Annotated in this window: 27 protein-coding genes and 3 pseudogenes; 5 read left to right on the top strand and 25 right to left on the bottom strand. The window is 44.0% G+C overall.

Annotated features, from left to right (window positions below; genetic code table 11):
• Positions 1 to 453: 453 nt before the first annotated feature.
• Positions 454 to 933: a glutathione peroxidase gene (locus ACFORF_RS06885; RefSeq protein WP_380426691.1), complete on the top strand. Its 480-nt coding sequence runs from the start codon at positions 454 to 456 to the stop codon at positions 931 to 933.
• 35 nt (positions 934 to 968) lie between these two features.
• Here ACFORF_RS06885 and ACFORF_RS06880 read toward each other — a convergent pair whose 3' ends face one another.
• Positions 969 to 1,685 carry a MerR family transcriptional regulator gene (locus ACFORF_RS06880; RefSeq protein ID WP_380426689.1) on the bottom strand — a complete coding sequence of 239 codons (717 nt, stop codon included), beginning with the start codon at positions 1,683 to 1,685 and terminating at the stop codon, positions 969 to 971.
• A gap of 172 nt (positions 1,686 to 1,857) precedes the next feature.
• Here ACFORF_RS06880 and ACFORF_RS06875 point away from each other — a divergent pair, with 172 nt between their 5' ends.
• Positions 1,858 to 2,169: a PadR family transcriptional regulator gene (locus ACFORF_RS06875; protein ID WP_380426687.1), complete on the top strand. Its 312-nt coding sequence runs from the start codon at positions 1,858 to 1,860 to the stop codon at positions 2,167 to 2,169.
• Positions 2,170 to 2,178: 9 nt separating this feature from the next.
• Positions 2,179 to 2,790, top strand: coding sequence for a DUF2812 domain-containing protein (locus ACFORF_RS06870; protein ID WP_380426685.1), 612 nt, complete (start codon positions 2,179 to 2,181; stop codon positions 2,788 to 2,790).
• Positions 2,791 to 2,839: 49 nt separating this feature from the next.
• On the opposite strand, the gene ACFORF_RS06865 is transcribed toward ACFORF_RS06870, so the two are convergent.
• The 23 genes and pseudogenes from ACFORF_RS06865 to ACFORF_RS06755 form a co-directional block, all read right to left on the bottom strand.
• Positions 2,840 to 4,939 carry an ATP-dependent Clp protease ATP-binding subunit gene (locus ACFORF_RS06865; RefSeq protein WP_380426683.1) on the bottom strand — a complete coding sequence of 700 codons (2,100 nt, stop codon included), beginning with the start codon at positions 4,937 to 4,939 and terminating at the stop codon, positions 2,840 to 2,842.
• A 499-nt stretch (positions 4,940 to 5,438) separates the two neighbouring features.
• On the bottom strand, positions 5,439 to 6,362 hold the full coding sequence (locus ACFORF_RS06860; RefSeq protein ID WP_380426682.1) for a site-specific integrase: 924 nt from the start codon (positions 6,360 to 6,362) through the stop codon (positions 5,439 to 5,441).
• A gap of 16 nt (positions 6,363 to 6,378) precedes the next feature.
• Positions 6,379 to 6,894: a restriction endonuclease subunit S gene (locus tag ACFORF_RS06855; protein WP_380426680.1), complete on the bottom strand. Its 516-nt coding sequence runs from the start codon at positions 6,892 to 6,894 to the stop codon at positions 6,379 to 6,381.
• Positions 6,884 to 7,978 (bottom strand): nucleotidyltransferase, encoded by a 1,095-nt coding sequence (locus ACFORF_RS06850; protein WP_380426678.1) that lies wholly within the window; start codon positions 7,976 to 7,978, stop codon positions 6,884 to 6,886. Before ACFORF_RS06850 ends, ACFORF_RS06855 begins: the two co-directional genes overlap by 11 nt.
• A 1-nt stretch (position 7,979) precedes the next feature.
• Positions 7,980 to 8,504 (bottom strand): annotated as a pseudogene (locus ACFORF_RS06845) (N-6 DNA methylase); the annotation flags it as partial.
• A 115-nt stretch (positions 8,505 to 8,619) separates the two neighbouring features.
• Positions 8,620 to 9,171 (bottom strand): restriction endonuclease subunit S, encoded by a 552-nt coding sequence (locus ACFORF_RS06840; RefSeq protein WP_380427087.1) that lies wholly within the window; start codon positions 9,169 to 9,171, stop codon positions 8,620 to 8,622.
• Between the two features lie 58 nt (positions 9,172 to 9,229).
• Positions 9,230 to 9,833, bottom strand: a pseudogene (fic, locus tag ACFORF_RS06835) (protein adenylyltransferase Fic).
• Positions 9,834 to 10,030: 197 nt separating this feature from the next.
• A pseudogene (locus tag ACFORF_RS06830) lies at positions 10,031 to 10,180 on the bottom strand (Abi family protein); the annotation flags it as partial.
• 126 nt (positions 10,181 to 10,306) lie between these two features.
• Entirely contained in the window at positions 10,307 to 11,626 is a 1,320-nt protein-coding gene (locus ACFORF_RS06825; protein ID WP_380426676.1) for a hypothetical protein, read from the bottom strand.
• Positions 11,616 to 12,701, bottom strand: coding sequence for a hypothetical protein (locus ACFORF_RS06820; protein ID WP_380426674.1), 1,086 nt, complete (start codon positions 12,699 to 12,701; stop codon positions 11,616 to 11,618). Before ACFORF_RS06820 ends, ACFORF_RS06825 begins: the two co-directional genes overlap by 11 nt.
• A 48-nt stretch (positions 12,702 to 12,749) precedes the next feature.
• Positions 12,750 to 13,262, bottom strand: a complete 513-nt coding sequence (locus tag ACFORF_RS06815) for a hypothetical protein (protein WP_380426672.1) — start codon at positions 13,260 to 13,262, stop codon at positions 12,750 to 12,752.
• Between the two features lie 9 nt (positions 13,263 to 13,271).
• Entirely contained in the window at positions 13,272 to 14,015 is a 744-nt protein-coding gene (locus tag ACFORF_RS06810) for a class I SAM-dependent DNA methyltransferase (RefSeq protein WP_380426670.1), read from the bottom strand.
• Positions 14,016 to 14,073: 58 nt separating this feature from the next.
• On the bottom strand, positions 14,074 to 14,427 hold the full coding sequence (rsfS, locus tag ACFORF_RS06805; RefSeq protein WP_380426668.1) for a ribosome silencing factor: 354 nt from the start codon (positions 14,425 to 14,427) through the stop codon (positions 14,074 to 14,076).
• 177 nt (positions 14,428 to 14,604) lie between these two features.
• Positions 14,605 to 15,093 carry a GNAT family N-acetyltransferase gene (locus ACFORF_RS06800; RefSeq protein WP_380426666.1) on the bottom strand — a complete coding sequence of 163 codons (489 nt, stop codon included), beginning with the start codon at positions 15,091 to 15,093 and terminating at the stop codon, positions 14,605 to 14,607.
• On the bottom strand, positions 15,090 to 15,674 hold the full coding sequence (gene yqeK, locus ACFORF_RS06795) for a bis(5'-nucleosyl)-tetraphosphatase (symmetrical) YqeK (RefSeq protein WP_380426664.1): 585 nt from the start codon (positions 15,672 to 15,674) through the stop codon (positions 15,090 to 15,092). The genes ACFORF_RS06800 and yqeK overlap by 4 nt, the downstream gene beginning before the upstream one ends.
• A complete protein-coding gene (locus ACFORF_RS06790) occupies positions 15,671 to 16,303 on the bottom strand; it encodes a nicotinate-nucleotide adenylyltransferase (protein ID WP_380426662.1) in 633 nt (210 codons plus the stop codon). The genes yqeK and ACFORF_RS06790 overlap by 4 nt, the downstream gene beginning before the upstream one ends.
• Positions 16,304 to 16,345: 42 nt before the next feature.
• Positions 16,346 to 16,654 (bottom strand): ribosome assembly RNA-binding protein YhbY, encoded by a 309-nt coding sequence (yhbY, locus tag ACFORF_RS06785; RefSeq protein WP_380426660.1) that lies wholly within the window; start codon positions 16,652 to 16,654, stop codon positions 16,346 to 16,348.
• Between the two features lie 169 nt (positions 16,655 to 16,823).
• Entirely contained in the window at positions 16,824 to 17,930 is a 1,107-nt protein-coding gene (gene yqeH / locus ACFORF_RS06780) for a ribosome biogenesis GTPase YqeH (protein WP_380426658.1), read from the bottom strand.
• The gene (locus ACFORF_RS06775) at positions 17,931 to 18,458 is read right to left on the bottom strand and encodes a YqeG family HAD IIIA-type phosphatase (protein ID WP_380426657.1); all 528 of its coding nucleotides are present in this window, start codon (positions 18,456 to 18,458) and stop codon (positions 17,931 to 17,933) included.
• Positions 18,459 to 18,556: 98 nt separating this feature from the next.
• Positions 18,557 to 19,387, bottom strand: coding sequence for a metal ABC transporter permease (locus ACFORF_RS06770; RefSeq protein WP_380426655.1), 831 nt, complete (start codon positions 19,385 to 19,387; stop codon positions 18,557 to 18,559).
• Positions 19,380 to 20,237, bottom strand: coding sequence for a metal ABC transporter permease (locus ACFORF_RS06765; protein ID WP_380426653.1), 858 nt, complete (start codon positions 20,235 to 20,237; stop codon positions 19,380 to 19,382). Before ACFORF_RS06765 ends, ACFORF_RS06770 begins: the two co-directional genes overlap by 8 nt.
• A 2-nt stretch (positions 20,238 to 20,239) precedes the next feature.
• The gene (locus ACFORF_RS06760) at positions 20,240 to 20,995 is read right to left on the bottom strand and encodes a metal ABC transporter ATP-binding protein (RefSeq protein WP_380426651.1); all 756 of its coding nucleotides are present in this window, start codon (positions 20,993 to 20,995) and stop codon (positions 20,240 to 20,242) included.
• A gap of 128 nt (positions 20,996 to 21,123) precedes the next feature.
• The gene (locus tag ACFORF_RS06755; RefSeq protein WP_380426649.1) at positions 21,124 to 22,053 is read right to left on the bottom strand and encodes a metal ABC transporter solute-binding protein, Zn/Mn family; all 930 of its coding nucleotides are present in this window, start codon (positions 22,051 to 22,053) and stop codon (positions 21,124 to 21,126) included.
• 138 nt (positions 22,054 to 22,191) lie between these two features.
• Between ACFORF_RS06755 and ACFORF_RS06750 the strand changes: the two genes are divergently transcribed.
• Complete coding sequence (locus tag ACFORF_RS06750; RefSeq protein ID WP_380426647.1) at positions 22,192 to 22,839, top strand: metal-dependent transcriptional regulator; 648 nt, start codon at positions 22,192 to 22,194, stop codon at positions 22,837 to 22,839.
• Between the two features lie 385 nt (positions 22,840 to 23,224).
• Here the strand turns inward: ACFORF_RS06750 and ACFORF_RS06745 are convergent, their stop codons facing one another.
• On the bottom strand, positions 23,225 to 24,142 hold the full coding sequence (locus tag ACFORF_RS06745; RefSeq protein WP_380426645.1) for a DMT family transporter: 918 nt from the start codon (positions 24,140 to 24,142) through the stop codon (positions 23,225 to 23,227).
• 156 nt (positions 24,143 to 24,298) lie between these two features.
• On the opposite strand from ACFORF_RS06745, the gene ACFORF_RS06740 reads away from it, so the two are divergent.
• The coding region (locus ACFORF_RS06740; protein ID WP_380426643.1) for a transposase family protein at positions 24,299 to 24,865 on the top strand (567 nt) is incomplete at its 3' end.

Here is a 24,865-nt window from a genome sequence, read left to right as displayed (position 1 = left end):
AAAGGCCCCTGCACAGTTCATTAGGTGCTTTAGCACCAATGAACCACTTCTGAATGAGCTCTAATCCGCTGATATTGTCAGCTTTTAAAACCCTATCAAATGACGCAAACCTAGTTTGCGTTTTTTTCAACCTTAAACAGTCCACCAGACTGTTGCTCGCTTTCGATTTTTTAGGCTCGCACCTTTGACAGTCTCTCCCCAGACTGTCAAAGCCATGCGGGGGTGGGAGTTCAAAAGGTCCGGGGGACCTTTTGAAGTTGGAAATGAAGCTGACGCAGTCAGTGTCAAAAAAAGTCTGGGAAGAGACCTTTTCAGCCTGAGCTCAAAAATCCAGAAGCGAAGCTATCGAACTCTTTTTTGTTTTTTGGAGTTCTTTCCCACTCCCTTTACAGTTTTCTCCAACCAGACCACCCATTTCATGATAAAATATAAGCACAGAAAGCGAGGGATTGCATGACACATTTATATGATTTTTCCGTTTTAGGGCAAGATGGCGGAGCGATTGACTTGGCCCAGTACCAAGGTCAAGTTGTTTTAGTGGTTAACACGGCCACAGGCTGTGGCCTGACACCCCAGTACGAGGCCCTACAAAATCTCTACGATACTTACAAAGATAAAGGATTTGTCGTACTTGATTTTCCATGTAACCAGTTCATGGGTCAGGCACCAGGGACAGCAGAAGAAATCAACAGCTTTTGTAGCCTCAACTACCAGACCACCTTCCCACGCTTTGCCAAGATAAAGGTTAATGACAAGGACGCAGATCCCCTCTACGTCTGGCTTAAAGACCAAAAATCAGGCCTGCTTGGTAAGAAAATCGAATGGAACTTCGCCAAATTTCTCATCGATAAAGACGGCAAAGTATACAATCGTTACTCCTCAAAAACCGACCCCGCAACAATCGCGGAAGATATTGAGAAATTGTTGGGGTAAGAAAACCTTCTGAAATGATTCAGAAGGATTTTTTCTTAGTTTGAAGTGAAGACATCAATTGCTTCATGGACAAATTGGGCTGTGCCAGTTCCAGCGAATTGGTCGATGGTTTGGGTAAAGCGATTGTCCTCCGTGTACATGATGCCTAGGCCTTTTAAAATCTCTGGCGTGCAAGGGTAGTAACGTTTAGTGATGGTCTCTTGCAAGACTTTCACTTGTTGCTGGACCTGAGTGTCTGACACAGGCAAGTCTCGCAAGTTGCCAAATCCAGCAAAGACTGTCATCAATTCTTGGTTGCTGTCTTGCCAGTCTTGATCTGTCATTGTCTGCGCAAAGGATTGAAAGGCCGCTGTATCTCCCCAGCGTTTTTGTGCCTCCTCTTGGAAGGCTGCTAATTGATCTTGGTTAAAAGCTTCTAAGTTCATCGGTTGTTCTCCTTTGATGAGGTCATTGGCGAGCTGAACAAGGGTTTCCAAGCGGTCTCTGCGAAGTTCTAAGAGGCGAACATGGTCTCTCAGAACAGACTGTCTAACTGCCTGGCTACTGTCCATCAGCTCTGCTATTTTCTTCAGAGGAACATCTAACTCACGAAACAGCAAGATGTCTTGCAACCGCATGAGGGCCTTATCGTCATAAAGCCGGTAGCCGCTGTCTGTCACCTGAGCGGGGCGTAGGAGCCCAATCTCATCGTAATAATGCAGGGTGCGTACGCTCACACCTGCCAGTTGACTGACTTCTTTGACTGTTTTCATGCTTGTTCCTCCTTGCTTCTCATTCTATTCTATCACGTGGCGTTAGGGTCAAGTGTTTTTTTGAAAAAATTTTAAAAAACCAACTATACAGTTGACATATATAGTTTGACGATATACAATAGAGATATAAAGTTAAACTGTATAGTTGAACAGACTAGAAAGGTAATGCCTAGTGAAACGACCCAAGCAACTTCCTTTAACGGAGACGACCTACTATATCTTATTGGCATTGATGGAACCTGCTCATGGCTATGCTGTAATGCAGTTGGTAGATGACATGAGCGATGGTGAGGTTAAAATTGCAGCTGGAACCATGTACGGAGCCATTGAAAATTTGTTAAAACTTAATTGGATTACCAGTGTTCCTTCCAATGATGCTCGGCGAAAGGTCTATCAGATCACTGAGGCTGGAAAAGAAATCCTTATTCTGGAAACAAAACGTCTTCGAAAACTCACTCAAATCGCTGAACACTTTAATTTGTAGGAGGCTATCATGAAAAAATGGAAATTATTCACTAACTTAAAAAGAGAAGAAGACTGGATAAACCGTATGCAATCCAAAGGATATCGATTGGTAGGCGTTCCTATTCCCCAACTCTATTACCACTTTGAACCTTGTATTGCTGAACAAATCACCACTGTCCGAATTGATTTCCGAGATCAACTATCCAAGGAACAATACCAGGACTATCTCATGCTTTTTGAAGACAGCGGTTGGGAACACATTTCTGGATCACCGTCCAGTGGGAGCCACTACTTCCGACAACTCGCTCATGGTCATAAAGACGTTCTGTTTTCTGATGAGGAATCGCAATTGGCTTTCTATCAACGGTACCGTAAAAGCGCCCTTGCCACAGCCATGATTTTCTTATGTTACAGTTTTATTCATTTCACCAGCATCTCCGATCTCGCTACTCCTTTTCAAGACCCTAAATCTCTATTTTTAACACCAGGACTTTGGGAATTAAGCGGCAAAGCGTTTATCTTCTCTTTTCTCTTTGAACTGCCGTTTGCCCTTATTCGGGCTGGTCTATTCTTCTACTTGACCTTGGCAACGACACTATTTTACCTCTATAGTGCCTATCAGGCTAAACCGAAAAAATAATCTCTACTAAAAAGCTACCGCCTATGTGAATAGGTGGTGGCTTTTCTGATTAAGCTACTTTTTCTGTAATGACGACTTCCCCGTCAACCACGTCTGCTTGAAGATCTTTAGCCTCCAGGTTGTCCAGGTAGAAGTCAGTGACCTTGTCGCGGATTTGGCTTTCGATGACACGGCGCAGTGGGCGGGCACCCATGTCTGGGTCGTAGCCTTCTTCCATGAGGAGGTCTTTAGCTACGTCGGTAACATCCAAGTGAATGCCTTTCTTGCCAAGGGTTTGGTTGACCTGAGCCAGCATGAGGTCCACGATTTGCCCCAAGTCTTCCTTGTTCAAGTGGTTAAACTCAATCACGCCGTTAAAGCGGTTGAGGAACTCTGGACGGAAGAATGGTGCAATCCGGTCCATGATGTCCTGCTCCGCCATTTCCCCAGAAGAGCCATAGCCAAAGCCAGCGTTAGAAGTCGCAATGATAACCGTGTTCTTGAAGTTGACGGTGTTGCCTTGGCCGTCCGTCAAATGACCGTCGTCCAGGACCTGGAGCAAGAGGGTGATGACCTGTGGGTCTGCCTTTTCAATCTCGTCCAAAAGCACGATGGAGTAAGGGTTGCGGCGAACACGCTCGGTCAGGGTGTTGCTGTTGTCGTCGTAGCCGACATAACCAGCCGTCGCCCCAATCAGCTTAGACACTGCTGTCCGATTGCTGTACTCAGACATGTCCAGGCGGATGATAGCATCCTTGTTGCCGAACATATCCAGGGCCAGTTGCTTGGCCAACTCGGTCTTGCCGACACCTGTTGGACCGACAAAGAGGAAGGAGCCGATTGGGCGGTTGCCCTCGTCAAAGCCAGCACGGTTGCGGCGAATGGCCTTAGAGACAGCCTCAACTGCAGGATTTTGCCCGATGACCTTAGCCTCCAAGCGAGACTTCATGTCCTTGAGGCGCTCAATGTCTGAGGCCCCCATTTGCGATACAGGGATGCCGGTCATGCGTTCCACTGCCTCTGCTACATCGTTGACACTAGCCACGACCTTTTGGCTCTCGGTGTGGTTGTCCATCTGCTCTTGCAGTTTTTCAATCCGCACTTTTTCATTAAGGGCTGTTTCGTAGTCCTCCCGCTCTGCTGCTGCTTCTTGCAGGCGTTTGGCTTCAGCCATTTCTGCTTCCAAGCTCTTGAGGTCTGTCGCAGGGTGTTGGGCTGCCAAGTGAGCTGCCGTCACGTCGATCAAGTCGATGGCCTTGTCTGGCAAGCTCCGTTGTGGAATGTACTGCACAGAGTAGTCCACTGCTGCCTTCAAGACACTATCTGGCAACTCGATGTTGTGGTGGGCTTCATAGAGCGGCTTGATGCCTTTCAAAATCTCATAGGTGTCCGCTGCAGACGGTGCATTGACCTTGACTTCGTTGAAGCGGCGGGCCAGCGCAGCATTTTTCAAGATGGTATTGCGGTACTCATCCTGGGTGGTCGCCCCGATGACAGAGAGCTCGCCACGGGACAGGGCAGGTTTGAGAATGTCCGCCAAGCCCTTAGAACCTTGACCATCCCCCGTTGAACCAGCGCCCAGGATTTGGTGGATTTCATCGAAGAAAATGATGATATTGCCAGCCTGTTTGACCTCGTCCAGCAAGTTTTGGACATTTTCCTCAAAAGCCCCACGGTACTGGGTTCCAGCCTCAAGTCCAGAGATGTCGATGGAGATGATTTCCTTGTTTTTGATGCTAGCTGGCACATCACCGTTGACAATAGCCTGCGCTAAGCCTTCGACAACCGCAGTCTTACCGACCCCAGCGTCCCCGACCATGACCGGATTGTTCTTGGTCCGACGGGCCAGGATTTCAGCCGTTTCCTGGATTTCCTTGTTGCGCCCGATGACAGGATCGAGCTTGCCTTGACGTGCCTGCTCGGTCAAGTTGGTGCCTAGTTTGGCTAGGATGCCGTCTTGCTTCATGTTCCCTTGTTTTTGGGGCATAGCAGAGCTGGCTTCACTTTGCGGAAGCTGACCAGTTTGACGGTAGTAGGCAAACTCTTCCGGCGTCACCTCGCGACCGTTGATGCTGTAACGACGCCGCTCACTAGAGTAGCCACCCATGTTGCCCATGAGTTGGTTGAAAATATCGTCCATGTTGTTGAAATTGTTAAAGTTGTTATTCATAAATAAGATACCAAGAACCACTAGAAAGCGACTGAAAAATAGGAGGTCGGCTGATATCCTGATGTCAGCTACGAGCTATCTTTTTTCCGAGCTTTCGGTTCGGGTTCAATTCCTTTTCTAAATTGTAATGTTTGTTAGTTTTGTGTATTTTGATTGACCATTTCTGACCAATATTCTAAAAATCAAAGTGACGCCATGTCACTCGTGGAATAATTTCCGGCTCAGCCAGGTACAGTTGACCTTCACTGACCAATCTTTCAAAAAATAATCGCCTGTCCATGACCAAGCCTCCTTTCTGATTGTCAGTTCTAGTTCTGTTCGTTTCTGACCTAAACTGACCTTTGTCTTAAAAATAAAATCCATTTGGATTCGCAAGGTTTCTTTACCTTACGAAAACTATTATACACCATTGGTCAATAAAGGTCAATGGTTTTATTTGACTTTTTTTGACCTTTTAAAAAAGAAATCAGCAGAGAGCGTCTGCTGATGGGTTAAAGAATTACAGTCGTGATAATGAACGCATCATCAAGTCCATATCCTGATTTTCCAACTCTTGAATGATATGGAGATAGACTTTTTGAGTAGTTGTCATGTTGGAATGTCCCAAGCGTCTGGATACACTGGCAATCGACACCCCTGCAAAGAGTAACAAGGAGGCATGTGTATGCCGTAAGCCGTGTAATGATATCACTGGTATCTCTAAGGAACGGCAATGTTTTTCCAGATGGGCATTTACCGTCGAATTAAAAACGGCCTCTCGAGCAAAAATCGGAGCATCCGCAGGCAAGTGACGGATCAATTCTTCAAAACGAATAACGGTCTGCCAATCCAATTGAACCTTACGAATGGAGGAAGCTGTTTTTGTCGGTAAAAATCCTTGCCCATTCTTATAATCCCACGTTTTATTGACAACTAGCATTTGACGCGAAAAATCAAAATCTGCTGGTGTTACCGCTAATGCTTCAGAAAAACGGAGACCTGTTTTGGTGATTAAAAAAATCAGCCAATCCCAGTTCACCTCAGCCCCTAAATCCAAATGATTCAACAACAGTTGCAACTCAAATTGATTAAGAAATTTTGGCTTTTTCAGACCAGGCTTCTTCCCTTTGATGACAATTTTTCGTGTTGGATTCTTGGATAAGTAACCTTCATCGACAGCATCTAGAATAGCTCCCTTTAGCTGATGATGAAAATCTAAGGTCGTCTGCTTTTCATGCTGTTTCGCATAATCATTGATAAGTTTTTGATAAGTAACACGGTTCAAATCGCAGAGCCTCACTTCCGGCATCAGCTTGACAACCCAAGAATGACTCGTAAGGTATTTCCTCAAGGTCACCTCTCTCACTGCACCCCGCTTATAGACATCTATCCAGTCCAGATAATACTGATGAAAAAGCTGTTGATTTTTATCTGCATGTGACATAATATATGTCCTCCTTTTATTTTTTCAAAAACGTACGCTCTTGAAGAGCGATAGCCCGATCCAGCTGGGAGAAAAAGGTACCGATGGCGGTTTGTTCGGAATGAGAAGGGATTTTCGCATTCACATTTTTAATAGTCAATTTAGATAATGATGGAACACCAGTTGATTCGTCCAACGCTTTCCAATTTATCTTTGTAAATATCGAATATAGAAAGTTTAAATTGTTCATTTCCCTAGGAATACAATAAAACAACGTATCAACAGTCCAATAAGGAGCTCTCAAAATAAAAGGTTTATCAATTGTACCTTTTCGACCAATACCAATTCCATCTAGCTCTGCAGATAACGCCTCTGAAACGGATAACATAAATCCACCTGTACCGTAAACTGGAATTTTTCCAGGTTCTAGATGCTTATAATCTCGACCACTATTTATTGTCAACACTTCCCCCAACTGTCGCTTTTCCCAAGCGAGTGTACTTAGACAGCAAAAAAGGCACCAAATTTCCTTGGTACCTTCATTATAAATCACTTTTTAGAATGGTGCGTCCCCAATTTTGCTCTGGTAGGTCGGGAGCCCCAAGTTGATAGACGCGATCAGCTTGCTGGGTGATTTGGTCCCAGGGCTCCTTGCCGATACGGGTGACGAGAGAGACTGACTTTTTCAGGGTCGACAAATGGGCTTGCCCAGCTGGACTAAAACCCAGCACCCGCAGGCTGGACGGGAGTGCTGCTTCTCTCGCCTGCACCAGGATATAGGTCAAGACCCGTCGCACCCGTGCCTTGGTGTAGCGCTTGGTCGCCACCTGCTCGATGAGGTCTTCGATTGTCTCACTTGTCCCAATGGCAGAGCGGAGGCGGCTGGCTAATTCCTCATTAACTTGATAGATGTCTGTCAGGTCTGGATTGGTCAAGATTTGGTAGCGGAGCAGAGGGAAATAATCTGTCCAGCTCACTCGTGGCGCTCCTAGCAATAAGTCTGCAGCAGGGCTGACCTGGCGGACAAAGTCTTTATCGTCCATGTGTTTGCGGATGGCGGTCGCTGAGGCAAACTGACTGACCTTGTCCTCTGAGTGAAAACCAGCTCCCTGCCGCTGGATAGGACAGAGGTGAATACCTGTTCCTGCGACCGCCTTGGCGTAGGCTATCGCCAGGATATGGTTGGGTGTGTCGCCTGAAAATTCTAGACCTGTGAACGCCTTCCACATGGCTTGGGCTTTCTCAGGATAGGACAGATAAGCTGGTTGGTCGGCTAGAAAAACCTCCATCTCCTCTCTTTTTTCCGCATAGGTATCGGCAACTGTCTGATAGCTCTGCCATTCCTCCGTCCCAAAAACCAACTGGTCCACGCCCAGCTGATGAAGGATGTCCACCGCGCCCTGGGCAAAGTAGTCCGCCGACTGGACCGCCACCAGAAAGGGCAACTCCACCACGATGTCTGCACCGTTGTCCAGCGCCATCTGGGCACGCGTCCACTTGTCCACGATAGCAGGCTCGCCCCGCTGGCAAAAATTGCCTGACATAGCGACGATTTTCAGGCCTTCCGCCTGATCCAGCAGGTACTTGTGGCCGTTATGAAAGGGATTGAACTCCGCGATAATACCTGAAATGGTCATCTTATTCACTTGCCTCAAACAGCGCCATCAGACTTTTCAGTTCTTCTTCTAGGTCTGGTGTGTCTGCTACCAGTTGACTCATCATGCCATACAAGTCTTTTTCTACTCTGGCCAACTCTTCGTCAATAGAAATAAGTTCTTTTGATAGCTCTGATAGAGGGACAACTGGCTCTTCTTCAAAAGTGGAGACATAGCGAGGAATATTGAGGTTATAGTCATTTTCAACAATTTCCTCAAAACTGGCTACATGAGCGTATTTTTCTTCCTCTTGGCGGTCTTGATAGACTTTCAAGATATGTTCAACATGCTCATCCAATAGTTTGTTTTGATTTTTCCCTTTTTCAAATTCTTTGGAAGCATCGATAAAGAGAACATCCTTGTTGGTCCGATTTTTCTTGAGGACAATGACCGTTGTTGGAATGCTGGTATTGTAAAAAATATTAGATGGCAGACCAATAACGGTATCAATAGCTCCCATTTCCAATAGTTTTTGACGAATGGTCTTCTCAGCTGCACCCCGGAGAATATCCGCCGCCTTCCACAAGGAATTGTAAAGACTCTGAGAAGTCATTGTATCAGTCATAAATCTCCTTTCTCTATCAGAAAAAAATAAAAAAATAATTGGTTTAAACCACGAACATTCAGTAATTTGACAATATAGATGGTAGTTTATACCTTTTAAAAAGACACTCTTGAAGAGCGATAGCCCTGTCTAGCTGGGAGAAAAGGTTGCCGATGGCGGTTTGTTCGGGGTGGGTGGGGAGATAAAATAATATTTTAGCTAAATCAGATGAGTTGATTGCAGGGTAGCTCGTACCTGTACAACTATTTAGCACCATTGTTACAAAGTTGTCCGTCTGAATAGACGTAAATATGAATCTACCATCATTGCTAGTACGAATTTGCGCATATCCTGTAGAAAATACAAAATTCTCTTCAACTCTATCAAAATAGTAGTTATTTTTTTGATAAGGTCTAACTGTTTGATAAAAAATATCACCTTTTTGAGCAAGCCTCTGAGCTCTAGATGGAGCTGATTGCAGATTTTCACTCCTATGAGAAACTAGTTCTGTCCCAACTACCGACTCTAAATCAATGTATTCGAATTCCTCAGGGAGAACTGATTTAGGATTTATCTCCGCTACTTCCCCCAACTGTCGCTTTTCCCAAGTTTTAGTGGGTTGGGAAGGGATTGGGCAAGCTATCTTTTTATTAGCTGTTGCTGAAAAACTTATTGTTTCGGCAGAATAGCTATAATTCGTCCGTTTTATAGGTAAAATAACCTTCGTAATGATAGCTGGCGTCCAACCCTTTCATATAAATCTGACGGTTGTCTACAGCTGTTGTCAAGGCATGCTGGATAAGGTGTTTAATTTCAATACTTCGAATGGGGCTACGTTCCATGGCAAGAAGATAATCTTCTTTATCAATTTTTGACCAGTCAACAACTTGTCCTAACTGATGTTTTAGAAGGTGGTCAAGCCAAAGTCTCCCTGCTCTGCCATTACCCTCACGAAAGGGATGAGCGACGTTCATCTCAACATACTTGTCGATAATAGCGTCAAAGGTCGCTTGGGGCATGGTGTCGATATGCTCAAGAGCAGCTCGAAGGTACATGGTCGGAGCAAAACGGAAATTCCCTTTGGCGAGGTTGACCGTCCGAATGTTTCCTGCAAAAGGATAAATATCCTCAAAAAGGTGGGTGTGAATAAAGGCGAGGGTACTAAACATGCCTGGAGGTTTGTCTCTAAGCAAATCTTGTTCAAAAAGCTCCAATGCTTTTTTTACTGATTTTTTCCTCTTCCCTTGCCAAGTCGCTGGAAGTGGTTAAGCCTAACTTGTTTTCTAATACCATAATGATTGTTCATTCCTTTCGTTTCACTCAAGGCACAACATTGGATGAAAAAGTGTCATGCTTGTTTTCGACTATCATTAACGTAAGAAGTCCCATCACCGACAAACAGAGAATCACTAGCCACCTTCTTTACCTTTACGAATGAGCTTCTTCAGCTGCAAGACGGGTTGGAGAGAGGGACGATAAGTGATAAATATCTTTTTCAAAAACAAGTCCTTGTAGACGTTGAACACATTGTAATAATTTTCCTGCTCTAAAAAACGCTTGGGCTTACCATCCGTCGGCACAATCATACCACGGTTTCTTAGAATCATCAGCTGTTGATTAAATGTCGTGTATTCTTTCATCCTTCTCATCTCCCATTAAGCTACTTCTATATCATTTTTGATAACCTGTCAGGAAAAAAGTGGGGGGATTTTTTCGTAGGTGGGTAGCATGGTAAAAATATCTAATAACAATGATTATATATTTAATCATGCCCATAACAATACTAGGAAACTAACAAATAGTAAAATCAGACAAAAATATTTATTAAACTTTTCAATTCTTTTCAGCTTATCCAAGTCTTTATCAAAGTCACTATCCAATGATTGAATGAACTCTTGCTCAACACTGCTCAATACTTGATACATACTCTTTACATGTTGTTTATTTTTTAGAATAGCTTCTGATTCAAAATACCAACCCTTTTGATGGTTAACAAAATTTATAATAACCAAATACAGCATTGCTACAATTGATGAAATCAATATTTTAGTTATATTTTCTATACCATCAAATAACAGAAAAGCTAGAATTGTACCTGATAGCACTGTAATTTGTTGCGTTAAATCATTAATAACAGTGCGAATACCAGCGATGGTTTCACTATGAATTTTAGCGTATTCTTCCGTTAACTTATTTTTATCATCCATATAACTTTTCATTTTATCAGTAATAAAAAGTGTATAATTAGACTTAAGTTTCTTTGATAATTTCTCAAATTCTTTATCTGATAGCTCATCATTTTCATTCGCAAGAACTGAAAATAAATCTTTAAAAATTATTAATCTATCATAATATTTTTCTCTCTCAGAGAATATAAAATTCAAAATATAGTATAAGTTATCAAACGTAGATTGATTTAAAATAATCTTTCTTCTATCCAGTATCGAATTTCTATTAAAACTAATAATGATCTCATCATCTGATATTCTTCTCTCTGATAAAATATCAAGTAGCCCGTCAATTGCATGACTAGCATACTTAGAAATATTATTTGAGTTGACTAAGTATGGAGTTGCAAAAAGACTTATTTGTTGAAAATTTTTATTCTCAAGAAAAATCTTAGGAATTTGAATACTATCATTCTTTAGAGTGGAAAAAATAGGTGAACAAATATCTATATTATTTTCAGGAAATTCAATTGTTATTTTATTTTGATAATCAACCAAATCTTTAAAACAACATTTTTCTAAAAATTTTCTCTCAAACAGAGGAAAATCTTTTTCTAAAAATAAATAGATTGTTTCATCTGGTAAATACTTTTGAGAAATTGTTAGTGCAATCTTATTTTTCTCTGAAATTTCAGGTTTATCTTTAATATGAAAATCATTAATATGAATAGTCATATTGCCCTGACTATCAAAAGGCCCTAAAGAGTTCTGTAATAATAATGTTTCTTCTTTATTTATTGAAAGAAGTTGAATTTGATATTTAAACGTTCCATCATCTCGAAATTCCATGATATTAGTCGTAATAGAATCTAAGAATGATGAATTATGTGATAATAATTCAAATAATTCACTCAGCATTTGAATGACCTTTTTCTTCTATTGGGAGTAAGTCTTTGTGAATTTTTAAAATTTTATATTCCTCAATTTCCTCCCAAATAATAATATCAGCTTCTTCTAAACTTTCATAATACGATACCTTAAATTTCCTATCTCCATAATCATCAGATGAAATAAATGTTTTCTTTGGTGGACGTTTTAACTTCGCTCTAAATTCTTGTACAACAGTATTATTCTTAGATTTGGCATTATCATAAGCTTGTTTTGCCAAAGCTTCAGCATCTGTTGGTCTATCTGCATTCGCAAAATCAAGTAAATCTTGTACTTCATGAATTAGTCCCTCAAACGATGTCTGTCGTTCTTCTGAAAGAAAATATTTTAATTTCTTCTCAACACTATCAGGCTCTCTATCAGTTTTTATATATGGCTTTGTAACAAGAGCAATATTCTCAAATGCTATCTGGGCTGCTGCTTCTGGATTGTCAATAATGGGATCACTTTCTAAAAATTTACCTAAAAAATACTCTGAAATATTATCATCAGATCTATCCAAAACTTTTGAATGGATATTACTGCGTTCTTGACCTTCCTCCTCCCTTCCTTCTTTATACCGAACTGTTGATTCCTTATAAATTACAACTGCCTTATGTAATCTTGATTTACTATCAGGTAAGACATCTCTAAGAGTTTTCAATGTATTTTGGTCTGTCACCTGTAAAGCAGTATTGGTTTCCATTTTTGCAATAAAAAGTAAGTCTTCATCAGCTATTCGAGTAGCAAAGACAACAAGATAAAAATCTTTATGAAATCTTCTTTGTATTGCTTCTTTAAACTTTTCAGCTATGAATTGTGAACGTGTCTCAAATGTCTCTTGACTATCAAAAATTTCTGAAACATTTGTAACCAGTTCCAGAGTAGGTCTTTTAAACCGAAAGTTTTTTACATTACGGTCATCTCTACATGATAAAACACGATTATCAATATCTCTGGAAATATCAGAAAAATTTTCATATTGATTATCAAAGATAATTCCCGATTCTACCGCTACATCTGCTTCATTCTTAGAAAAATGAAATAATCTCAAGTACTTATTCATATATTTCTCCTATCAAAAGTGTAATCAAATATTATAGGTTGGTCTATTCTAATTTAAACCGAAAACAGATAAGATTTTTTTCTTAAGAGTTAATCTATACTTATACTCAGTTAAATGATGATATCCGTTAAAGCCGTTGTAACGGAAAATGTGTTCTCCTATCTCCCCGTCAGATGTTGTCCACTCTATCTTTAAAGATGGAACCCCCTCAGGAAGTGTTGTTCTCAATAAAATAGCTGTGCTATTTTTTATATCTCGCTTTGTCTCAATCAATTTTTTAATCAATTTTCCGTTTTCATAGGTTAAATTATAAAAAACCAATTTTTTAATATCTGTTTCTACAGGATAAATCAAGATTTTTTCAAAACCATGCTCTAAATGTTCATACTGATCAATAAAACGAAATCTAGAAAAATAATCTTTTTCTTCTTTCTGTGTGACATCCTCTACCTTTATATTACTTGAATAACCTTTCTGAACAGAAACCTTCAATATGACCCCAACAAAAGCTATGATTTGTAAAATACGTAAAAACCAATCTATGCAATTTACCCAATCCATATTTACCTCCTACTTCCTCCCCACAAAAAACCACCGCTTGCTGGTCTCCATCGGCTCCTTATCCTCAAAGTCAGCATAGATTTTGACATTTTTGAAGCCTGCTTGCTCCAACAGGATATCGTAGGTCAGGAGGTCGTAGGTGCGTTCTTCGTGAATCTCATCATAGCGGGTAAAGCGTCCATCCTCGTCCTGGATGAAAAAGGTCAACTCGTGAACCACGGAGTGCGGTGCCTCGTCTTCATAGGTGTCCCAGACCATAGCAAAGTCGTCGGCATTTTCATGGTAAGAGTAACCCGGGAACACCTCGTCCGTCTGATGAACGGAGTGGACGTCAAAGATAAAGGTCCCGCCCTCATTGAGATGGGCGTAAACCTGGGCAAAAGTGTCCCCCATCTCGACCTCATCCGCCAGGTAGCACAGGCTATCCGAGTAGCAGGTCACTAGGTCAAAGCTCCCGACACCAGATAGGTCTAGCATGTTGCCTGCCACAAAGTCGATAGCGACCTTGGCTGAAGCTGCGCGCTTGGCGGCGATGTCCAGCATCTCCTGGCTCAAGTCCAAGCCCGTCACGGCAAAGCCCGCTTGTGCGAACCGCACCGACTGGATGCCCGTTCCGCAGGCCAGCTCTAGGAGCTGAGTGCCTTTGGCTTTTTTGGGGAAATGGCGGAGCGAAAAGTCCGTCCAGGCATCATAGAGCGAATCGTCCATGATGGCGTCGTAAACCGACGCAAAGGTTTCGTAGTTTTTAGTCATTTTCTTTTTTGATACCTTTCTAGGCTCGCTACAAAAGAAACAGCTTTTCAGCTGTTCATTAGGCAATATATCCTGTCACGTCCACCAGTGGTGCCTCGTGCCAGAGTTTTTCCAGGTTGTAGTGGTAACGCTCGTCCTCAGCAAAGATGTGGACGATGACATCGTTGAGATCCAAGAGAACCCAGCCACCCTTACTGTCGCCTTCGATATGGCTGGCGTCAGCACCTGCTTCTTTGACCTTCTCACGGATATTGTCCGCAAGGGCCTCTAGCTGGCGGGAGTTGGTCGCATTCATGATGACAAAGTAGTCGGTCATGCTAGTCAAGCCAGCCAGGTCTAAAGCTACGATGTCCTCAGCCCGCTTTTCATCAGCGGCCTTGACGATGATTTCTAGTAATTCTTGTTTGGTCATTTGTTTTCCTTTATGATTATTTTTTGATACTGACTTGGGTGGTGCGGACGGTAGCAACCTCTTGCAGAGTTCCATACCTAAGTTTTGAGCCCCAAGTCTCAAAACTTCCGTCACTTGGTAGCAAACCTCTGCTACCAAGTATTTCACCACAGCATCAGCATCCGCTTGTGGCGCGTTTCACGCGCTCCTTACAGAACTCGATAATCTGTGGATAGATGGGTACCTTTTATAGGTTTTTTGGGTAAACATTTCCCGCTCATCCTCACCGCAAACCTCAAAATCGAGTTTGCTCAAGAGGTGAGCCATTTTGTCATTTCCTTTGACATAGTCCACGCGCAGGTGATCACAAATAGGATGGTTCTTAGCAAGTTCCATCACCGCTTCTAGCACGGATTTACCGTAACCTTTCCCTTGCTGGCTTTGGTCAATCATGACCCGCCAGAGCATAAACTGCTTGTCGTCCTCATCAATGTCAATCAGGACAAAACCAACCACACCTTCATCCGTATGAACAGCATAGGGAAAGACATCGCCATTGTCACGATAGAGCCAGCACTCAGCAAGAGACGTCGCATTATCCGCGACCCAATGTCTTTGCTCCTCACGCACCGTTAGCTGTAAGACCTGATAAAAGCTGCTCTCATCAACAGGTTTCAATGTGATCATAGATACCCCACATACCCATTATAGGTCTCGATGGTCTGTGGGTAGATGGGGATACCTTTGTGGGCTAGGTGTTCGACGGTACGGGCGGTTTCGTAGGCGACGGCCTTGTCCAGGTCTTCCTTGGCGATGGCACGCGCAGTGTCCACACCTGGAAAATCCCGCCCAGGCTCGATGTAGTCTGCCACATAGAGGACCTTATCAAGCAGAGTCATCTCGCCTGCTCCCACCGTGTGTCGGGCGATGGCGGTGAGAATCTCCTCGTCTGTCAAGCCGAAATGCTCGGTAATCAAGTAGCGTCCAACCACTCCATGCCAGACATTGTTTCCCCAGTGTTTCAGGTCTGGGTCCAGCTGGTAGCGGTCAATCAGGTCTAGAAAAACGCTGTCCGTTTGCTCTTTGGCGTAGTCATGCAAGAGCGCCGCTAGGCTGGTCTTGACGGGGTCCGTCGCGTAGCGTGCGGCTAACTCCAGACTGGTCTCCTCAACACCCAAAACATGGCGGAAGCGTTTCTCGCTCATAGCTCCGGCTATTTTTTCCAAAAGCGCCTCGCGAGAAAAATCGATATAGGCGTCGTATTTCATCGGTAGAGCCCCGCTTTCTTGATGTAGGCGAGGACTGGCTCAGGCAGGAGATAGTTAGGGGTTTTGCCCTTTTTGAGGAAGTCACGGACCAGACTGGAGGAGATGTCCATGAGAGGAACGTCTACCCAGATGACAGGATAGCTGGTCCCTGCCTTGTACTTAGGTCGCTGAACACCGACAAACTGAACTAGGTCGACCAGCTCCTCGATCCGGTGCCACTTGGGCAGGTACTCGACCATGTCAGCTCCAATGATGAAGTAGTAATCCGTGTCAGGATTGGCCTCGGTCAAGAGCTTCATGGTGTCATAGGTATAGGAAATGCCCTGGCGCTCCAACTCTATCGTCTCGATGTCCAAGCCCTCAACACCGTTAATAGCCAGTAACAACATATTGAGGCGGTGCTGCTCGTCAATGGTTTCCTTCTTGTCCACATGGGGTGGCAAAAATTCCGGCATCAGATAGACCTTGTCTAGGCCCAGTTCCTGGCGGACTTGATCAGCCACAACCAAATGGGCATTGTGGACAGGATTAAAATTTCCACCCAAGATGCCGACCTGCTTGCGGTTCTTGTCCTTGGTTTCAACTTCCAATTCAACTTTTGTAAAAGGGGTTAAGAGTTCAAGTGCCATAATGTCTTCCTTGTGATTCTTAGTAGCTGCGGGGCTCGTCCCCTAGATTACCTTCACCTTAGGAGAGAGTTTGCGATTTTCTTTCTTGGCCGACTGCTTGTAAAGGATAAGGATGCGACCGATTTTGAGAACAGTGTCCGCACCGATTTCCTCCTCCAGGATTTCAGCGACCTCATTGATATCCTCATCCGTATTTTGCAGGAGTTGGACCTTGATCAGCTCACGAGCATCCAAGGCATTACGGACGCTGGTTTTAATTTGGTCATTGAGACCGTTCTTGCCAATCTGGACGATAGGTTTGAGGCTGTGGGCTTCCGACTTGAGGAAGGCCCGTTGTTTAGATGTTAGCATAGGTTTTCTTTCTTTTTGTTCAATAGCAGAGCAGGACAGTTTTCCCGACCCAAGTTCACTTTAGCGTATGGCTAGATAAGCCAAGTCTAAAGATACCTGAAGGACTCCACCTGCTAGAGCCAGTCTCAATAAATTCTAGCTCTATCAACTAATTGTTGATTCAGCGACTTTAGATAATCGCCTTGCGCTTGATGACAGCAACGCCTTCTGGCGCCCAGGCTGAGATTTTTGCGATTCCGGACACACGAATCCAGCCCAAGCCCGAAAAGACGATATCGGTCTTTTCCGTGATGGTGAAGTCATGCTTGATGAGTTTTGGAAACTCAGCCAAGTCCTTGCTGGCTGGCGGTGTCAACAGCGTCCCAACATGCTTATCGTAAAAGGCATCGGCTCCAGCGAGTTTCGTCCGGTGAAGTTGCAGGTTATTGTCAAAATAAGCTGTGAAGCCCTGCTTTTCTCCAGAAACATAATCAAAGCGTGCTAGGCCACCCAAAAAGAGGGTTTGCTCTGGGTTGAGCTGGTAGGTTTTGGGCTTGATTTCCTTCTTGGGACTGATGTACTTGAGGTCCTTGGCCGTCAGATAGTGGGCCATTTGGTGGCGATGGATAATCCCCGGCGTGTCAAAGATGTAACTGCCGTCATCCAGCGGAATTTCAATCTTATCCAAGGTCGTTCCTGGGAAACGAGAAGTCGTGATGATGTCCTTATCACCTGTGATTTCCTGGATAATGGCATTAATGAGGGTTGATTTACCAACATTGGTCACGCCGACCACATAGACATCCCGGCCTTTGCGCAGTTGGCCAATCCGCTCAATCAATTCCTTGATGGCATACTTGTTCTGAGCAGAGGTTAAAATAACATCAACAGGACGCAGTCCTTCTTCATGAGCCCGTTCCGTCAGCCACTGAGTGACCTTGCCATCCTTGACTGACTTAGGGAGAATATCCTTTTTATTTCCGACCAAGAGCACATCATTGCCTGATACAAAGCGAGATAGCCCTGGAATGACTGAGCCGTTGAAGTCAAAGATATCAACCACATTGACTACAAGAGCATCGCTATCCCCAACTTCGTGGAGGAGTTTCAAAAACTCATCGTCTGAGATGTTGACATCGGTGATTTCGTTATAATGGCGGAGCCTGAAACAACGTTGGCAGTAAAGTTCGCCAGTTTCAAGCCCCTTTTCCAGGGCAGACTGGGGTGTATAACCCACTGCTGCCTTATCTTCCGTCTGGATGCTGGCACCGCACCCGATACACAATAATTTTTCCACTTAAAGTTCCTTTTTATAGTCCAAGGGACCGTATTTTTCCGTGAGTTTGGCCTTAACCCGACGCTCTCGCCAGCGGTTAAACTGGGTATTCCAAGCATCAGACGTGACGATAGGCTTAACCAGGATTGACCGAATACCTGCTCGGTGGGCAGCCCGGATGTCTGTCATCATCTGGTCACCAACCATAACCACCTCTTCACGATCAAAGCCGTAACGTTCAATGGCTATATTGATGCCACGCGTAAATGGCTTCATGGCCCGACTGACAAAGTCAACGTGAAAGGCCTCGACCGCCCGTTGCACCCGTTTATGATTATTATTAGACACTACGACAACCGGAATGTCAGCTTCCGTCATCTCATCCAACCATTCCCGCAATTCCGGTGTTCCTTCTGGATTATTCCAAGCAATAAGGGTATTGTCCAAATCCACCAAAACCGCACGAATATTGTGTTTTCTTAGACTGTCTGGACGCAGATCGTAAACTGCTTCCACTGCAAAGGTCGGCCTATAATCTTCTATACTCACATTCTACTCCAAAAAAGTTTATTACCCCTTATTTTACCACAGTTCTTAGTAAAAAGCACCTCTCTAGCAACAAGAAAAGCAAGCCCAGCGGACCTACTTTAGACAGATTTTCTATTTTTATGCAATAGCAGAGCGACCACATGACCAAGGAGACAGACCAGGGCGCAAGTCCCTGCCAGGGTAAAGTCCAAGGCCATAGCCACGGCATAGGCTACAAGCACCTCCACCAGTGCCACCAGACAGGTCCAAAACATGAGCTTCTTGAACTGTTTGACCCACAGGAGAGCCGTCATACTAGGTCCCACTAAGAGGGCAATAACTGACACCGATCCTACCGAATCAAAGGAATTGACAATCGTCAGCGCTGTCAATAAGGTCAGAAAAATCTCCAAAGCCAACCGAGAAATACCTGCCAGTCGAGCCTGCGTCTGGTCAAAGAGATAGACCTTAAGCACTGGAAAGCTCAATCCAATAGCACTAACAACCCCAATCAGGACAACAATTGACTTGACCAAGGCTTTTGGCAAGGATAACCCAAACAAATCCATACGATTAAGAGGGGCAAAGAGGACCTCACCCATCAGAACCATGTCAATATCCAGGTGGACATTACGTGCAAAAAGAGAGATTAAAATGACGGCCAAAGCAAACAATAGAGGGAATACCAAGCCGGTCGCCGCATCATGTGCCAAGACTTTACTAGCCAGACCCTCGATGAAAAAGACCGTCAGTACCCCAAACACCGTCGCCCCTAACATCAAGAGTGGCGAGTCCAAATCTTTGACCACAAAGAAGGCCAAAACAATCCCTAAAAGCACCGAATGGGATAGGGCATCTGCCAGCATGGCTTGGTTACGCACCACTAAAAGACCGCCAACTAGCCCACAGGATAGGGCCACGCAGATTAAAATCGCTAATACTTCACCCATGAACCCGTCCTCCTTTCATCGCCAACTGACCAAAGTAAGCCAAAAGGGTCACACCAGTCATGGTCACAATAATACTTGGTCCTGTCGACAGCCCCGAAACTAGAGACGACACATAGGTCCCGACAAAAGCAGCACCCATTCCTAGACTAGCTGACCATAGCAGAGCCCGCGGATAGGATTTCCCTAAGAGAAGCCCAAAGACAGCTGGAGCGATGAGAAAACTACTCATCAAAATAGCTCCCACCACCTTAAGTCCAACGGCTATCAGACCAACCATCATAAGAATAGTCAATTGTTTGAGCCAACCAATGCGAATGCCATGTGTCTGAGCAAATACTGGGTCAAAAAGATAAAGCCTAAACTGTTGGTAATGGACTACAAACAAAATCAAACACACAGTCGCCATAGCTAGAATCAAAAACACATCATCCTTTTGAATAAAGGCTGCTTGCCCAAAGAGATAGGTCTGCAAGCCTGCCTGGGAGGCATTGACAAAGTGTGCATTTCCCTGGACAAACTGTTTCAGCACCATCCCTAATCCGAAGAAACCTGCCGAAACCAGGGCTAGACCATTGGTCAAACTTTGACGGTAATGCCGACTAACCCAGTAAACCAGGCCATAGGATAGATAGCCAGAAAGCATGGCTCCCAGCATCAGCAAGATGGGCTGGCGACTCTGAAACACCATATAGGCAAAAACCACACCTGGGTAAGAGGCATGTCCCACCATATCCCCAACTAGACTTTGCTTGGTCAGGACTGTAATGGTCCCGACACAGCTAGCTGCCAAGGCCAGAAATACGGTTCCCAGAGCGACCGTCCAGAAACTATAATCTCTTAACAAGTCCATACCTAGCCCTCCTTACCAAAGAGGAGACTGACATCCTGGACCCGGTAGGTTGCTAGATAGTTAGCCTCTGTCATCACCTCTTTAAGAGGACCCGCTGCGACAGCTCTGCGATTGAGCCAAACCATATAGTCAAAATAAGAACTCACCGTCGTCAAATCATGATGGATAACAATCGACGTTTTCCCCTGCTCCTGAAAGGTTTTTAGTGTTGCCATGATAATCTTTTCAGTTTCAATATCAACACCCGCTAATGGCTCATCCATAAGATAAAGGTCTGCCTCCTGAACCAAGGCGCGAGCAATAAAGACCCGCTGACGCTGCCCACCAGAAAGTTGATCAATCTGACGGTCCTTCAAATCCGTTAATCTCATGGTCTCCAGTGCTTCCTCAACCTTTTGACGGTCCAGTGCACGAGGACGCTTAAAGAGGCCTGTGATATGGGCAAACCGTCCCATCATGACGATATCATAAACGGTTGCTGGAAAATTCCAATTGACTTGACTAGCCTGAGGAATATAGGCTACCTTGTCCTTGATAATCTGCTCAAGTTGATTAGACTGACCAAAAAGAGTGACCTGACCTTGAGTCGCCTTTTCTAGTCCTAAAATTGCCTTGAAAAAGGTGGACTTCCCAGCACCATTTGGACCGACCACTGCCGCACGTACTCCTTTGGGGATAGACAGCGTCATATCTTCTAAAGCCTGTACCTGTCCATAGTCGACCCGCAAATGCTCAACCCTTAAAATTTGTTCCTGCATTGTCGTTTCCTTTCATCTACACAGAAAAGGTCTGAGAACCTCAAGACCTTGACTGCATGCTATTCTTCTTACTCTTACCTATCCTAACACAGGAAACTTACTCATGCAAGTTAAGATTTTGAAAGAGTTTATTTTAAGTATTCAACCATAAGGTTAACATTGTGTTTATACATATCGATGTAAGTGTCACCGTCTTCACCTTCTGGTGCTAGAGAGTCTGAGAAGAGTTCCTTACCTTCTCCAGTTACGACCTCTACAGAACCACCCTTGGCAGCAACAGCTTCCTTGAGTTTTTCCATCCGCTCTGGGTTTGTCGTTGATTCCGTAAAGATAGCCTTGATTTTATGTTCAATAATCAAATCAACAGTTTTCATCATGTCACTGTTGGCAACTTCAGAATCCGTGCTCACTCCTTGAGGAGCGTAGAGGGTAAAGTCATAACGACGAGCAAAGTAGTTAAAGGCATCGTGAGGAGTGACCAAGTAACGACTCTCAGATGGAATATCAGCCAAACTTTCCTTAACCCAAGCATCTAAGTCGTCCAATTCCTTGAGGTAGTTCTTGACGTTTGCTGCAATCTCATCCTTATGATCTGGAACCAATGTTTCCAATTCTTCAGCAGCTACCTCGGTTGCTTTTTTGTAGAGGGCAACATCAAACCAGAAGTGTGGATCAGTTTCTACTTCTCCATCTTCCTCCATAGTGCCAATCTCACTCTCTTCAAAGTTTTTTGTCACTGCCACACCAGACGCTTCAAGTGCATCCACCATCTTGCCTTCAAAGTGAAGACCGTGATAAAGGACAAGGTCAGCAGATTGCAGCTTTTTAAGATCGCTTGATTTTGCGACGTAAAGGTGTGGATCCTCACCAGCCGGAATAATCAGTTCACGGTCGACATAGTCACCAGCCAATTGGTCAACCATATCGTAGAGGAAGGATGTCGTCACCGTTACAGTTGGTTTTTCAGTTGAAGTCCCAGCCTCTTTTGAATCAGAGCAGGCTGCTAGCCCTAGTGCCGAAAACAGTGCCAATCCGGCAATTGCAAGTTTCTTAAACATATGTATCTCCTAGATTAAATTTGTTTATTTTATAAATTAGGTTGCCCTAACTTTAATATAAATATAAGCTAAAAATATATTTTTGTCAACTATTTTTTAAATTTTTGTTATAATAAAACAAAGAAAAAGGAGCCACGTATGACACCTAACAAAGAAGACTACTTAAAATGCATCCATGAGTTGGGGCAAGCAAGCGATAAAATCACCAATAAACAGATTGCAGAGAATATGGCTGTTTCTGCTCCTGCTGCTTCTGAGATGCTGAAAAAACTCCTTCTAGAAAATTGGATTGAAAAAAGCAAAGAATCAGGTTACCTGCTTACAGGAGCTGGTCAAGACCAAGTAGCTCAGCTCTACAGAAAGCATCGGCTCTTAGAGGTCTTCCTCATCAACCAGCTCAGCTATTCTCCCGAACAAGTTCATCAAGAAGCTGAAATCTTAGAGCACACCGTCTCCGACCTCTTCATCGATCGACTTGAAATCCTACTGAACTTCCCTAAACACTGCCCGCATGGTGGCAACATCCCCCAAAAAGGGCAACCCTTGGTCGAAGATTATCAGATAACACTGGATACAATCGATCGGCCTGGTCGTTACCGCCTGGTGCGTTTTCAGGATAATGAGCCCTTGCTCAACTATATGAGCGAACATCAGTTGGCTATCGGAGATAGGCTCGCCATTACTGCCATCGATGACTTTGCTGGCACACTGACCCTTGAACGTGATGGAGTATCGCTACAGATTACGACAAGCGTTGCCAGACAACTCTTTGTCGAAGCCTGTTGAGTAAAAAGAATAAGTAAAAAAGAAGCTGATACAAAAGTCATCAGCTTCTTTGTTTTTTCAGTTATACTTGCAAGACGCAGTGGTCGGGAGCCTTTCTACTGGCCTTGCCAGCTTTGAAAGGCCCCTGAACAGTTCATTTGGTGCTTCACACCAATGAACCACTGCTGAGTGAACTTTAATATTCTGATTTCATCAGCTTTTTCAGTTCTAACGACTGAGGCAAACAACGCTTGTTCAATTTCCAACTTCAAACAGTCTACTGAACTACTGCTCACTTTCAAATTTTTAAGCTCGCACCTTTGATAGCCTCCCCCCAAACTGTCAAAGCCATACAGGGGCGGGAATACGAACTCTTGTGACTTTTTTAGTTCTGTTCCACTCTTTTTTAATGTTCTACTTGTTTCGCTTGTTTTTCTGCCAGCAAATCGCGGAGCGACACTAGCGTTACCGCAGAGATAATCATAGCCATACCGATAATATCCACAGCATAAAATGTTTCATGAACAAGAATCACAGAAAAAAAGACCGCTGCGATAGGCTCAATAGAAGCTAGTAGACTCCCCTTTACGGCTCCAACCAGACTAACCCCTTTAAGGAAAACGGTATAGGCAAAAATCGTTCCAATCCCAATCAGACCAAGATAGGCCAACAGAGTACTCAAGGATAGGTGGACCTCATACTGCCAAGCCTGAGTTGCCAAGGGAAATACCAATCCGCCCATCAACATGGCAAGCCCAATAACGGCAAGCGATCCCCACTTCTGAATCAACCGGACCGGAATGAGGATATAAGCTGCGTAGGTAAAGGCAGACAAAATACCCCAAAAAAGCCCCGTTGGCGTGATGGCCAAACTGCCAAGTTTCCCATGGGTGGCAATCACAAAGGTCCCACCGATAGCAAGCACGATTGCTACCACTTCTGCCAAGGTTGGTCGAGTACGGTTCTTCAAGCAGACAAAGGCTAAAATCAAGACCGGCGTGATGTATTGTAAAACCGTTGCAGTACCTGCGTTGGTATAACGAATGGCTTGGAGGTAGGCAAACTGATTGAGAACGAGACCAAAAATCGCAAAGATAAAAATCCCAACCAGGGTTCCTTTATCTTTTACAATCTTTTTCAACTGCTGGGGTTGAGAAAGACCAACGATTCCTGTTAGAACCAGACCCGCGATAATTAAACGCAAACTGGTGAGAAGCTTGACTGAAACACCTTGGTCCATCAAAAATTGACCCGATACTCCTGATATGCCCCAGGCACAACCTGCAATCAGAACCATCAGGCTCCCCTTTAATTCCTTGGTCATCTTAACCTCTCCTCACCGTTCTTTAAGTATAATGGGCTCTATAATTTCTGTAGTGGGTAACTCCCCTGCAGAGATTATGGAGCCTTTTTGAGTATAGAAAAAGTCCCATATGACCTATAATGAAAAGCGATAAAACAACTCATTAGAAAGACTCATATGGAACAGTTCAATTTTATCACAAACCTACTCGGAATAAAAGACCCTAATATCTCGATTTCAGACTATATCGATGCTGGAACCCACAAGGAAGTCATCGCTAAGCTGGACTACCCTGCCCCAAAATGCCAACATTGCCAAGAACAGATGACCAAGTACGACTTCCAGAAACCATCCAAAATACCCTACCTGGACTGTGCTGGCTATAAAACGTTAATTCGTTTAAGGAAACGCCGTTTTCGTTGTTCAAATTGCAGGAAAATAGCTGTCGCTGAAACTTCACTGGTCAAGAAAAACCACCAAATTCCCGTCATTCTTAATCAGAAAATCGCCCAGAAACTGATTGAGAAGGTGACAATGACGGCCATCGCTGACAGCCTAGCTGTATCAACCTCAACGGTTATCCGAAAGCTAAAGGAATTCCAGTTCAAGACAGACTTGAACTGGCTACCTGAGAATATGAGCTGGGACGAGTACAGTTTCAAGAAAGGCAAAATGAGCTTCATCGCTCAAGACTTTGACTCGCTCAAAATCCTAGCTATTCTTGATGGGCGGACACAGGCTACC

It is taken from the genome of Streptococcus caprae (assembly GCF_042649745.1).
Classification (GTDB): domain Bacteria; phylum Bacillota; class Bacilli; order Lactobacillales; family Streptococcaceae; genus Streptococcus; species Streptococcus caprae.
This window is presented reverse-complemented; position numbering and strand designations above follow the sequence as displayed.